The organism is Enterococcus sp. 12C11_DIV0727, from assembly GCF_002148425.2.
In the GTDB taxonomy this organism is placed as follows: Bacteria; Bacillota; Bacilli; order Lactobacillales; family Enterococcaceae; genus Enterococcus_L; species Enterococcus_L lemimoniae.
In genome coordinates this window covers 2694844-2708802 of the sequence record NZ_CP147248.1, presented here as the reverse complement: position 1 = coordinate 2708802, position 13959 = coordinate 2694844, and the positions used below count along the sequence as shown (strand labels likewise).

9 protein-coding genes are annotated in these 13959 nt (G+C 36.8%); 4 read left to right on the top strand and 5 right to left on the bottom strand.

Annotated features, from left to right (window positions below; translation table 11 throughout):
* Positions 1–214: 214 nt before the first annotated feature.
* From A5866_RS12795 to A5866_RS12785, 3 genes are read right to left on the bottom strand one after another with little or no spacing between them, the layout of a single operon-like run.
* The gene (locus tag A5866_RS12795) at positions 215–1087 is read right to left on the bottom strand and encodes an ROK family protein (RefSeq protein ID WP_086277118.1); all 873 of its coding nucleotides are present in this window, start codon (positions 1085–1087) and stop codon (positions 215–217) included.
* A 21-nt stretch (positions 1088–1108) separates the two neighbouring features.
* Positions 1109–2092 (bottom strand): LacI family DNA-binding transcriptional regulator, encoded by a 984-nt coding sequence (locus A5866_RS12790; RefSeq protein WP_086277121.1) that lies wholly within the window; start codon positions 2090–2092, stop codon positions 1109–1111.
* A 13-nt stretch (positions 2093–2105) separates the two neighbouring features.
* Positions 2106–3587: a sucrose-6-phosphate hydrolase gene (locus A5866_RS12785; RefSeq protein WP_086445183.1), complete on the bottom strand. Its 1482-nt coding sequence runs from the start codon at positions 3585–3587 to the stop codon at positions 2106–2108.
* A gap of 252 nt (positions 3588–3839) precedes the next feature.
* On the opposite strand from A5866_RS12785, the gene A5866_RS12780 reads away from it, so the two are divergent.
* Both A5866_RS12780 and A5866_RS12775 read left to right on the top strand, forming a co-directional pair.
* Positions 3840–5801 (top strand): sucrose-specific PTS transporter subunit IIBC, encoded by a 1962-nt coding sequence (locus tag A5866_RS12780; RefSeq protein WP_086277127.1) that lies wholly within the window; start codon positions 3840–3842, stop codon positions 5799–5801.
* Complete coding sequence (locus A5866_RS12775; protein ID WP_086445184.1) at positions 5791–7404, top strand: glycoside hydrolase family 13 protein; 1614 nt, start codon at positions 5791–5793, stop codon at positions 7402–7404. The genes A5866_RS12780 and A5866_RS12775 overlap by 11 nt, the downstream gene beginning before the upstream one ends.
* A 52-nt stretch (positions 7405–7456) precedes the next feature.
* On the opposite strand, the gene A5866_RS12770 is transcribed toward A5866_RS12775, so the two are convergent.
* A complete protein-coding gene (locus A5866_RS12770) occupies positions 7457–9631 on the bottom strand; it encodes an alpha-galactosidase (RefSeq protein WP_086445185.1) in 2175 nt (724 codons plus the stop codon).
* Between the two features lie 88 nt (positions 9632–9719).
* Between A5866_RS12770 and A5866_RS12765 the strand changes: the two genes are divergently transcribed.
* Positions 9720–10511 (top strand): helix-turn-helix domain-containing protein, encoded by a 792-nt coding sequence (locus A5866_RS12765; RefSeq protein ID WP_086445554.1) that lies wholly within the window; start codon positions 9720–9722, stop codon positions 10509–10511.
* Positions 10512–10776: 265 nt separating this feature from the next.
* Here the strand turns inward: A5866_RS12765 and A5866_RS12760 are convergent, their stop codons facing one another.
* A complete protein-coding gene (locus A5866_RS12760) occupies positions 10777–11601 on the bottom strand; it encodes an AraC family transcriptional regulator (RefSeq protein WP_086445186.1) in 825 nt (274 codons plus the stop codon).
* A 154-nt stretch (positions 11602–11755) separates the two neighbouring features.
* Here A5866_RS12760 and A5866_RS12755 point away from each other — a divergent pair, with 154 nt between their 5' ends.
* Positions 11756–13951, top strand: a complete 2196-nt coding sequence (locus tag A5866_RS12755) for an alpha-galactosidase (RefSeq protein WP_086445187.1) — start codon at positions 11756–11758, stop codon at positions 13949–13951.
* Positions 13952–13959: the final 8 nt, after the last annotated feature.

Here is a 13959-nt window from a genome sequence, read left to right as displayed (position 1 = left end):
TGATTGTAAGTGTAGAACGTTTCTTTTATTATTTAGTCCATTTATGGCGAGATTTCTAAAAATATTCCTAGTTATGATATTACTCTTCGTATTGGAAGTGAATAATAGTTGGATAGACTGTCAAATCAATAATATGAAAAAAAAGATCACACATCGATTAAATTATAAGTCATTGAACGATAGTCTATAGTGGCTTCTACTTTGTCACCTTTGGTTAAGCCTGTAGATACAAATCCTTCGCTAAAGCGAGACCACCAATCACACCAGCATTGTCCCCCAATTGAGGAGTAACGATATAAGTCGATAAATCTGGATATTTCACATAATCGTTAATGAGCTTGGCGAATTGTTCTTGGACTTTTTTTCTTAATTGTTCTTGCTTCATAACGCCGCCGCCAAAAATAATTATTTGTGGAGAAAAAAGTAAGGTCGTATTATACGCACATTGTGCAATGTAGTATGCTTCAATATCCCATGACGAATCTTCTGGTGGTAAATCCTGTCCTTTAGTCCCCGTTCTTTTCTCGATGGCAGGTCCTGCAGCCAAGCCTTCCAAACAGTCTTTGTGGTACGGACAACTACCGATAAATGTATCATCAGGATGTCGTCGAACCATTGCATGGCCCATTTCGGGATGGCTAAAGCCTTCAACGAATTGCCCATCTACTAAAGCACCACCACCAACTCCTGTTCCGATAGTATAATACACTACATTTGATAACCCTTTACCGCATCCTGCAACATATTCCCCATAACAAGCCGCATTTACATCCGTTGTCCAAGCAACAGAAATGTTAGCCAACTGGTCTTTTAAATACCCAACAAAATCAAAATTCTTCCATGCAAGTTTAGGTGTAGATGTAATATAACCATACGTTTCAGACTCTCGTTTAACATCGATTGGGCCAAATGATCCGACTCCAATAGTTGAGAGTGTTTCAAATTTTTTGAAAAAATCAATCACAGAGCGCATGGTTTTTTCAGGTGTTTCTGTAGGAAACGATACACGCTCAATTATTTCTAAGTTTTCGTTTCCTACTGCACAAACAAATTTCGTGCCTCCAGCCTCGATTGCACCGTATAACATATTGTTCACTCCTTTTAAGGGTTATGTTGTTTGACCTTGAATTAGTTTTACCGGTAGCAGGTAATTTTTTTCAAGCTTTTTTTCTGGATTTTGGATTCGTTGTAACAACAAATCTACTAAAATATCTGCATAATCAGCCATTGGTTGGGCAATCGTTGATAGTTGAGGAAAATAATTTTGAATGAATTTGGTCCCATCATACCCAATGATCTTGATTTGCTCAGGAACGTTTATCTTCAACTGCTGACATTGATTGTATGCTAGGATAGCCGTTAAATCATCCGTACAAAACAAGCTGTCGATTTCTTCTGTTTCTAAAATATGTTTGATTTCTAAATTTTTCAACGTTGTTGATCTAGCCGTTGTTTGAATCTGAAAAATTTTAGGTTCTAATTCGTGTTTCTCTAAGAAACTTAAATACCCATTTAAGCGAAAATTTGTAGGCGAATTGGATTCTTGTGAACCAGTAAGAATCGCAATTTTTCGTGCACCTTTAACAAATAATGTTTCAGTAGCTAGATAGCCCCCTTGAAAATTATCGCTGCCAATGATTGGAATATTGTCAGCTAAATAACGGTCAAAAGAAACAATAGGCAGCTCGATATCTTCATATTCAGTGATTCCTAGGTTGTGAGCACCAGCTATGATCCCATCTACTTTATTCGCAGCAAGCATATTAATATAATGACGTTCTTTTTCTTTATTATTGGCACTATCACACAAAATAACACGGTAGCCTAAATCAAATAGTTTTCCTTCGATTCTTTCAACGAGCTCACCAAAAAAAGGATTTGCAACAGTTGGAAAAATCAATCCAATCAGTTGTGTATTTTTTCCTTGTAAAGAACGAGCTAAAGAATTTGGTTGATAATTCAGCTCTTTCATTGCCAAATTTACTTTATCAATCGTTTTTTGGCTTAAAGAACCATAATTATTAATAACACGAGAAACAGTAGTGGGAGAAACACCGGCTTTCTTTGCTACATCCGTTAGTTTGACAACCATGTTCATTCATCCTTTATTGGTTAGTTTTCCGCAGTTGCCATAATTTCCCTTGATAGACTCCATCACAATCTAGATGGACTCCTGTCTGATATGTTTCTGGAAAGACTCGCATTGTTGCTACTTGTTCACCTTCATTGATGAAAATCTCAACAATCGAAGAATCTACAAAGATTTGTAGTTCCAAAGGTTTTTGTTCAACAGAAAACGATCGAACAAATCCATATTCTTCTCCAAAAACAGCACCAGCTTGACTACGGTCTATCGTTATTTTACCATGTTGCGAGTCAAAATTAATCGTTAATCCTTTATTTTGTTCTTTATTCGTAAACAAAGTAAGCGTTCCACAGGAAAGCGGGTCAAATGATAGCATTAATTCATACTGATTTGTGTCTGTTTCAAAAAAAGAATCAGAATCTTGGTTGAACTCAATCGCTTCACCTACACGTAATTGTTTCATTTCTGCGACAGGACGTTGATACAATTTTTTATCTTTTATAAGTAGCTCTTTTACACTACTTAAACAATGGGCCCATTCTTCTTGATCCGTTGGATAATCAATTTCCGGTAAACCTACCCAACTAATAGACAATAAACGGTTATCTGGTGCTTGAAAGGCTTGTGTAGCATATACATCAAACCCTTCATCTAGATTTTTTAATGCAGTAGGCTGAATCAAACGATTCGCTTCGCTATCGTAAGAATCCCCGATAACATAAGTATTAGGATAAATATTTTGATAAGAGCAAATATCTGGTTCTAAACCTTGAGGACAAAAAATAAGTAATGCCGCATCTTTTGTTACTAGTAAATTAGGACATTCAATCATAAAACCCATTTCTTTATCGGTAAACTCTAATTCACCCTTGCACTGCCATGTAAGCAAATCAGAACTCTGATAAGTAAGAATCTTTCCTTTTTCAGCCTCATTTTGAGCACCTATGACCATCAAGTACTCATCATCGGAACGGAACACTTGGGGGTCTCTAAATTCAGATGTGTAACCTGCCGGTGGTTCAGTAATCAGCGGCGTTTCGATTTTCCTAACTGTTCCAGAGTCATCCATCCAGGCACCTAACTGATAAGAATGACGAACCCACTCTGCATCACGAACATTTCCTGTGTAAGCAAGAAACAACTGGTCCGAAACAGGCAAAGCAGACCCCGAATAAACACCATGACTATCATACAAACTATCTGGAAACACTTTCGTTCCCTCTTCTTTCCAATCCACTAAATTATCAGATGTCAGATGATACCAAGATTTTAGCCCATGAACAGCTCCCATTGGGTATGATTGATAAAACACATGCCATTGATTATTAAAATATGAAAAACCATTTGGATCATTTAGTAAGCCAGTATTTGGCTGGATATGATACCCTAAACGCCATTTAGAATTAACAATTTTCTCTTTTAATAAGGCCAAGTGCGTTTTATCCCATTCTTGATATGGTCGATAACGTTCTTCTTTTGTCCAAGCTTTTTTTACAGACATATGTACTCTCCTCGTAAGCGTATTCTTGCATATAGTTTAACTTTAAAGATATATAATGTCAAACGTTAATCAATCCATAATAAAAAAATACATTCACCCCTTTTATAATAGATTTTAACTATTGTTATACGTTTGACAATTTTATAAAAAATGGTATACTTTGGATGTGAAAAAGCGATTTCATTTCTATCTTTCATAAAAAGATGAGCACTTCTATTGAAATCGCTTAAATGACATTTAGGAGGAACGAGAATGGATTACAAAAAAGTAGCAGAGGAAATCAATCAAGCACTTGGCGAAGACAATATCCAAGCGGCAGCGCATTGTGCAACAAGACTACGGTTAGTTTTAAAAGATTCAAGCAAGGTGGATCAAAAAGCTTTAGACAATAATGACGCTGTTAAAGGAACCTTTGAAGCCAATGACCAGTTTCAAATCATTATTGGAGCTGGCGATGTCAACAACGTCTATGATGAACTGATAAAAATAACGAATGTCAAAGAAGCATCCACTGCTGATTTAAAAGCAGTAGCAGCTAATGGTAAGAAGAACAATCCAATTATGGCCTTTATTAAAGTATTATCTGATATTTTTGTTCCGATTGTTCCAGCTTTAGTTGCTGGTGGTTTATTGATGGCGTTGAATAATGTGTTAACTGCACAACATTTGTTTGGACCGCAATCCGTTGTAGAAATGTTCCCTAATGTAACGGATGTTGCTAGTATCATTAATCTGTTAGCTTCGGCTCCTTTTGCCTTCTTACCTATTTTAGTCGGATTTTCCGCAACCAAACGCTTTGGTGGTAATCCCTATCTAGGTGCGGCCATTGGAATGGCGATGGTTATGCCTGATTTAGTCAATGGTTATGGTGTTGCTAATGCGATTGCTGAAGGTAGTATGAATTATTGGCATATTTTTGGGATGAACGTTGCCCAAGCAGGTTATCAAGGTTCTGTATTGCCAGTATTAGTGGTTTCTTGGCTTTTAGCAACTTTAGAAAAATTCTTCCACAAACGCATTCCAAATGCATTTGATTTTACTTTCACCCCAATGCTAGCCATCATTATTACTGGATTTTTAACCTTTATCGTTGTGGGCCCTGTTATGAGAATCGTTTCAGATGGTTTAACTGATGGACTTGTTTGGTTGTATAATACAACAGGAGCAATCGGCTTAGGTGTATTCGGACTGTTTTATTCACCGATTGTTATTACAGGACTACATCAAAGTTTTCCAGCAATCGAGACCACCTTGTTAGCGGATGTTGCACGTACTGGCGGTTCCTTCATTTTCCCAGTTGCATCTATGGCAAACGTTGGTCAAGGTGCAGCAACACTTGCCATTATGTTATTAACTAAAAATAAAAAACAAAAAAGTTTAGCGACTTCAGCAAGTATTTCAGCGATGCTAGGAATTACGGAACCAGCAATTTTTGGGGTCAATTTAAAACTTAAATTTCCATTTATCTGCGGTATGATTGCTTCAGCAGTTGCTTGTGTATTTATTGGTGCATTTCATGTTTTATCAGTGGCAATGGGACCTGCTAGTGTGATCGGATTTATTTCAATCGCACCAAAATCAATTCCTTATTTCATGATTGGAATCGTCATCAGTATTTTAGTTGGTTTTGTTACGACATATGCTTATGGTAAACGTCATATGGCTGTATTTGCAGATGATGATACTAGTAAAGGTGAAGTTGCGGTTGAAATCAATGAAGATCCTGAAGCGGAAATCATCGCTGTTCAAGATGAAATCTTAGCTGCACCTGTCAAAGGCACACCTATTTCTTTAAAAGAAGTCAACGACCCTGTCTTTGCTCAAGAAATGATGGGAAAAGGCATTGCAGTAATTCCAGAAAAAGGGATTATTTACGCACCAGCTGATGGGGAATTAACGGTCGTATACGATTCAAAACATGCTTATGGGTTAAAAACAACTCATGGTGCAGAAGTACTGATCCATATTGGAATCGATACGGTAACATTAAATGGAGAATTCTTTGAAACGACTAAAAAATATGGAGACTTAGTGAAAAAAGGGGATATCTTAGGAACAGTCGATTTAGACGCTGTCAAACAAGCTGGCTTTGACCCAACAGTGATGATGATCGTGACCAATACGAACGACTATGAAGCCGTTGAAGTAATTGACACATTAAGTGCCGATGGAAACCAAGATCTACTAGCATTGAGTGTGCGTTATGAAAACTAATTGGTGGAAAAAAGCAACGATCTATCAAGTCTATCCACGTAGCTTTCAAGATACGAACGCAGATGGCATCGGGGATCTTCCTGGAATTATTCAACGGTTAGATTATCTTGCTTTTCTAGGAATAGAAGCAATCTGGTTAAGTCCTGTATATCAATCGCCTAATGAAGATAATGGCTATGATATCAGTGATTATCAAGCGATCGATCCAGATTATGGAACAATGAAGGATATGGACACACTAATTGAAGAAGCTAAAAAGAGGAATATCAAGATCATCATGGACTTAGTCGTCAATCATACTTCCTCTGAACATCCGTGGTTTCAATCCGCGCTTCACGATCCAAAGAGCGAGTTTCATGATTTTTATATTTGGAGAAAGGGCGTTGGCGGAAGCCCCCCGAACACTCTGCAGTCAAACTTCGGCGGTTCTGCTTGGACATTGGTTCCAGAACTTGGAGAATATTATCTTCACTTACACGCCAAAGAGCAACCTGACTTAAATTGGGAAAATAAAACGATGCGCAACGAAATTTATCGTATGATGAATTACTGGATCGAAAAAGGAGTAGGCGGATTTCGTCTAGATGTTATTGATTTAATCGGAAAAGAACCCGACCAATTCATTACTAAAAATGGACCAAAACTCCATGAACTATTACAGGAAATGAATCAAAACACCTTTGGAAAATACGATTTGGTCACAGTTGGTGAGACATGGGGGGCAACACCCGAAATTGCTCAGCTTTATTCAGATGAGGACAGAGATGAATTATCGATGGTTTTCCAATTTGAGCATATCAATTTGGATAAACAACCGGGCAAACGAAAATGGGATCTAAAAAAACTTGATCCAAAAGAACTGCATCATGTTTTTTCTAAATGGCAAACTGAATTAACTGGTAAAGGCTGGAACTCCCTATTTTGGAATAATCACGATTTGCCACGAATCATTTCTCGTTGGGGCAATGATCAAGAGTACAGGGTGCTTAGTGGTAAAATGTTGGCTATCTATCTTTATTTTCTTCAAGGAACACCTTATATTTACCAGGGTGAAGAAATCGGGATGATCAATCATCCAATTACATCCATTAATGAAGTCGATGATATTGAAAGTCGTAGAATGTATAATGAACGCATCACTTTAGGATATACAGAAGAGGAAATCATTACCTCTATCAATGCCAAAGGACGTGATAACGCACGCCATCCGATGCAGTGGGATAATTCTAAACAAGGGGGCTTTACAACTGGTATTCCTTGGTTACCTGCAGGAGATTCAAGTGAAATCAATGTAGCAGCCGCTTTAGATGATCCAAACTCTCTATTTTATACGTACAAAAAATTGATTCAGCTCCGAAAAGAAGTACCAGTGATTACAGAAGGAACATTTGAGAGTATTCAAACAGAAGATGCAGCAGTTTTAGCTTATATCCGTAAGTATGAAGGAAAAGAAATAGTAGTTGTTGTCAATTTTTCCAATAAGCCGGCTCAATTCTTATTGGATGCAACACAACAAATCAAAAAAATCCTGATTCATAATTATGAAAAAGAAATTAGTCAAACCCTTCTCCCTTACGAAGCCTATGCTGTTTTACTAAATTAACAAAAAGATCCCCTACGGCGGTTCGCCGTAAGGGTTTTTTTTAATGTATCATTTACCTAATAACAGTCCAATGAATATAGAAACAATTGAAATCCCCTTTGATCCTCGGTACAAGAATACCGGCATGATTTAATTCACTACCACTATATATTTCCCCTGTATTCATATCCTTATAAAGAGCTGATTCCTCAAGATATTTTGTTTTTAAATACTGAACCGTTTGTGCTGGTTGAGCTAGTCCATTGGAATAGACAAGAAGCGCTTCTGTTTCATTTTTAAATAGCCAAGCAGTAGAATAAGACGCATCAAGTTCTTTTAGACGATAGAATTGACCAAACTGTAACAGTTTACGATGCTTTTTATAAAATATAACTTGCTCTTTTATCATTTCGAGTTCTTGTGGCGATTGTTTTTCTATCGCTAATTCGTAGCCAAAGTTTCCACTCATTGCAATTAAAAAGCGACTTTCTAAAGGGGTGTTTCGACCTACTTGATGATTAGGACTATCCGAAACATGAGCCCCCATCATAATTGGTGGATACAGATAGCTATAGCCATATTGGATTTTCGAGCGACATAACGCATCTGTGTTATCACTTGCCCAAGTTTGAGGCATATAAGCAACCATTCCTGGATCAAATCGTCCGCCACCACTAGAGCAATTTTCAAAAAGGACTTTTGGAAATCGTTCTGTTACTTCAGATAGAATACGATATAGTCCTAAGACATAACGATGGCTAACTTCTTTTTGCTGATCATTAGGTAAAAGAAAACTGCCCACTTCCGTTAAATGTCGATTCATATCCCATTTTATATAATCGATTTTATTTGATGACAGATACGCTATCAGCATTTGAATGAGGTAATCTTGAACTTCTGGCAAACTTAAATTTAAGACCAGCTGTTGTCTCCCCTGTGTTTGAGGGTAATTTGGAACCTGTAAACTCCATTCTGGATGTCTCTCAAACAAACGACTTTTTACAGAAATCATTTCCGGCTCAAACCATAAACCAAATTTCATCTTTTGTTCGTGAATAACATCCGCAAGATGCTCGATCCCATTTGGAAGTTTTGCGTTGTTCACATACCAATCGCCTAAAGAAGTTGTATCATCTGCACGTTGACCAAACCACCCGTCATCTAAAACAAATAATTCAATCCCTAATATACTCGCTAAATGAGCTTGGCGGATCAAGTCCTCTTCAGTAAAATCAAAATAATTGCCTTCCCAAGAATTAAGTAAAATGGGACGCTCCTCCTGTTGCCATTGCTTAGGAATCAGATAGGTTTGGTATAACGTATGAAACGTCTGAGAAAGTTGATTAAATCCTTGCCTACTAAAATTCAACACAACTTCTGGCGTTTGAAAAGTTATTCCAGGTGACAATTTCCATTCAAACGTCTCTGGATTGATTCCAATTTGAACCCGTGTGCTTCCATACTGCTCTACTTCAGCTTGAGCAACAAAATTTCCACTATAAATAAAATGAAAACCATAAACATCCCCTTGATCTTCATTCGTATACCGATCAGCAAGCCCTAAGAACGGATGATGCTGCGGACTGCTCGTTCCTCTGGTCGATGCGATTTTTTGTATACCAGGATGGAGAGCTTGGCGATGGATTGTTGCTTCATTTGTATGGGCCCCGTTAAGTGTTAGTAAGTCAAAGTCACAACGGGGAAAATCTAAGAGCATTGAACCAGCATTTTCAATATAGACTATCTGTGTCCCATTGTTTGTATATGATACGCTACGTGTAATGACAGGAAGATCTTCATATATCGTATAATACAACACCATTTCAAGTGACTGGATAGAATCTACAAGATAAATTGCTAAGGTTTGTCCTTGGTCTCCCCTTAGTGAAGGGAGACCTTCTAAAGGTCGCTTGCCTTCTGAAATTTCAAAATGATCATACGCAAAATTAGTAATACAATGTCCATCGATATTCCGAAACTGATAATTACTCACTCGATAATCTAAGCTACCTTGCGTACTCGTTTCAAGTGGTAGCGTGTTTAGCGAAAAAGTACGTTCTTCACTGATTGGATTCGTAGCAAAACCGCGATCGATCATTTGCAGCTGATTGACTTGATGATACTCTGCCAAACGAGGACCAAAATATCTATGGGTAAGATATTGTTCTTTTTCGATACCAATGATATAACTGATTTCATTATTGCTCAGGTGAAAAAAATTCTGTGATGCATCAAAATAGATCGACATATTTATCATCCCTCTTCTTTTATTATATCCATGATATCGAGTATAATCAGAAGTAACAAGAAGAAATTATTTCATGGAGGGTAATAAATTGCAGAATTTTGTACGTCAATTCCATTACATCGATGACCGACATTTACCACTCATCCGAGGTATTGGTGTCGGCCAAGGAAGTATGCATTATGATTGGGATGCACGTAATCGAAAAGAACAACTAATTGTTTTACAAGTGACATTAAGAGGGCAAGGATTTATACAAATAGGAGACAAAACTGTTCCCTTAACACAAAATAAGGCTTTTTTTGCTAAGATCCCTGGAAATTATCGTTATTTCGGTGAAGATTGGCACTTTCTATTTGTAGAGTTTTCAGGAAGTATGCTGCAATGGTTAGATACATCGATTACCATTGTTGAATTATCAGAGACATTCATTGAACTGTTGCGAAGATTTATTCTTGATCTAAAAACACAGGAATTAACAGTTACACAAAATGCTAAAGCAGCATTTGCCCTTTTTTTAGATATTAAGGACGAGGTACAAATAGAAACCCAACAAAAAACAGATACCATCAAGGCTATAAAAGAATATATTGATGAACACTATTTCGAAGATATTAGTCTAGAGTTTTTATCTGAAAAATACAAACTCTCAAAATACAAATTGATTCGGCAATTCGAAGTAGCTTATAACTCGCCACCGATACACTATTTAAAAAAAGTGCGCATCCTTCATTCATTATCGCTATTATGGGAGGATAACGCAGTGGATGCTGTCGCAAAAAAGGTTGGTTTTTCTACAGGAAATTATTTTAGTAAAGTATTTAAAAAGGAGATGGGCATTTCGCCCAGTGAGCATAAAAATAGAAAATCACACTACAATTAATCTTCTATTTTTATCCTTCCCATTGAAATAGTAGCTAACAAATATTTCCACATTCAGCTTGCTTCTACAGAAATAATCATCTCCTGCTACTATTTCAAGTAATTTTTGAGATGATCAATAAAAAAGGTATTAAGTAGAACAGTCTAGTTTATCCCTTAAAGTTAACTTGTAGGTCAATCAATTTTTCCATTCTGTTTGCCTTCGGGAATCGCGATTGGGACTTGCTTAACCTTTTGTTAACTGGCTTTATCAAACACACAGAGTTTTATTTCTCCATTCGGAATTCCTGCGGCGATTTGCCAACAAGTCGTTTAAAGGCTTTTGAAAAAGTAAATTGATCTTTATAACCAACCAACCCAGCAATACTTTGCAAAGAATATTTGGTATCTTTTAGTAACTCCTTCGCTGTATCTATTCGTAAATTTAATAAATACTGTTGCGGACTAATTTCAGCAAATTTTTTGAAGACCGTATATAAATAACTACGTGATAAATGTAATGCAGCACCTACGTCTGTTACATTATAACCTTCCATTAGGTTTTCTTTCATTAGTTTTACGGCTTGCTCAAAATGTTCGTAGGAACTGGTATTGACCTGATCTTTTTTTGAAGGATACTCTTGAATTAAATAATGAAATGTTTGAAAAATTCTACTTTGAACTAATAAACGATTACTTAGATTTAATGGAGCATGTAGACTTTGAAATAGTTCGGCAAATTGTTCGGCAAATTGACTAGTTGCTACATCTTTTAAGTAATGTTTTTCCATAATTTGGCTCTGTAGTAAAATATCTCGAATACCGCTACCAGAAAAACCAATCCAACTATATTCCCATGGTTCTTGGTTATCAGCTTGGTAAAAACAAGGAACTGCCTTAGGTAAAATAAACACATCTCCTGCTTGCAAATGTGTCATACGATTGCCTGCACTAGCAAAGCTGCCTTTCCCCGATAAAATAAAATGCAAAACATAATAATCTCGTGTATTCTTTCCGGAATAAGCATAATCAGCCGGTGTTAACTCTCTTCCGTAAAACAAAACATTACAGTCAAAATGTTCAATACTAACTTTCTTGTATTCATATAACATCAGCTTTCCTCCTAAAATATGTCAAAATGTCTTGGTTACATTATGACATATTTCTCCCGCATTTGACCATGTTTTTATAAGAAAATTCTTGCTATGATTAGTCCATCAACTAGAAAGCGCTATCAAATTTCTAGATTAGGCAAGGAGTAGTTTTATGACCAATTTAATTTTTTACGATGCTGAACAACAAGTATTTCATTTAAAAAACCAGCAAATCAGCTACCTTTTAGCTGTAGAAGATTTTGGGTTGATTAGTCACCTCTATTTTGGAAAACAAGTAAACAGTTATCACGGCCAAAGAAAATACCCTAGAGTTGACCGCGGTTTTTCTGGAAACTTAGCAGGTGTTGAAGATCGTAGCTATTCACAAGACACATTATTGAGAGAATATAGCATGGCTGGTGAAGGTGACTATCGAGTCCCTGCTGCTAAAATTATGCAGACAGATGGTAGTTACGCTTTAAACTTTAAATTCACTGGCTTTGAAATGTTTCCCGGCAAACCAAAATTGATTGGCTTACCTTCTGCTTACGTTGAAGATAATATTGAGGCTGAAACCTTAGTTATCACTCTAATTGATGAAATCAGTAAGCTTGAATTAGCAACTTTTTATACAATTTACCGGGACCGCCCAGTAATCGCCCGCTCGATACAATTGAGAAATTTAAGTACCCAAAGTAGCAAAATTCATAAATTAGCTTCGATGCAATTGGATTTTCCTGATGAAGCATTCTCGGTTATCTCTTTACCAGGAGCCCATAATCAAGAACGTCAAGTACAAAAAGAAGCAATTGGTTACGGAATTAAAAAATTCAGTAGCCGACGTGGTTCTACAAGTCATCAAATGAACAATTTTATTGCCTTGGAAAAGGGAACGGCTGATGAATTTCAAGGTGAAGTTTTTGGTTTCAACTTAGTTTATTCTGGAAATCATGCATTCGAAATCGAAAAAGATCAAATCGGTCAGATTCGTTTAGTTGCAGGAATCAATGAAGAGGATTTTTCTTGGGAACTTTTATCTGGTGAAACCTTTCAAAGTCCTGAAGTTTTAATGGTCTACTCAGATCAAGGTTTGAATAAAATGAGTCAAACTTACCATGAGTTATTAACGAACCGTGTAGCTCGCGGTAACTATCGAAACAAAGAACGAGATATTTTGATCAATAACTGGGAAGCGACCTATTTTGATTTTACTGAAGAAAAATTAAGACCCCTTGTTGATACTGCAGCGGAAGTCGGAATCGAAATGTTTGTGCTAGACGATGGATGGTTTGGTGAACGAGACAGCGATACTAGTTCGTTAGGAGATTGGTTTGTAGATAAACGTAAATTCCCTAACGGATTATGTCATTTTGCTGATTATGTTCATCAAAAAGGCTTGAAATTTGGTCTATGGATGGAACCGGAAATGATTTCTATTGATTCTAACTTATATCGCGCACATCCCGATTTTTTAATGAGCTATCCTGAACGGATACCAGCACCTAGCCGCAGTCAGCATCTTTTAGATTTGGGCCGCAAGGAAGCACGAGAAAATATTTTAACTCAATTATCCGCAATTTTTGATGAAGGATATGTAGACTATGTGAAATGGGACATGAATCGCAGCATATCTGAAGTTTTCTCACATCAATTAGCGTCTGATAATCAAGGAGAGACTCTTCATCGTTATATCTTAGGTTTGTATGAACTATTAGAAGCATTGATCACGAAATATCCAGCTGTTTTATGGGAAGGCTGTTCTGGTGGCGGTGGACGTTTTGACAGTGGCATTTTACATTATATGCCACAATCTTGGACAAGTGATGATACTGATGCATTAGAACGTTTAAAGATACAATATGGTACCTCACTTGTATACCCACCTTCCTCTTTTACTTCTCATGTGTCAGCAATACCAAATCATCAAACTGGACGTAATGTCTCGTTAAATACGCGAGGAAATGCCGCGATGAGTTCGGTCTTTGGCTATGAATTAGATTTAACAACTTTCACAACAGACGAAAAACAAGCAGTTGCTGAACAAGTGGCTCTTTATAAAGACATTCGTCAAGTCGTACAATTTGGTAAATTTGCCCGTTTGAAAAATCCTTTTACTAGCAATGAATGTGCATGGCAATTTATTTCTCAAGAGCAGAATGAGGTTTTAGTTTTGGCTTTTAAAATTTTAACTCAAGGTCAGGAACCGTTCAGCTTATTGAAATTAACCGATTTAGACCCTACTAAGAAATACAAAACAGAGAATGGTCACATTTTTGGTGGTGATGAATTGATGAATCTCGGCTTTTATTTACCACAACAAACAGAAGATTTTTCTTCATGGATGTATCGCTTTAAGTGTATTAATTGATAGGAGTG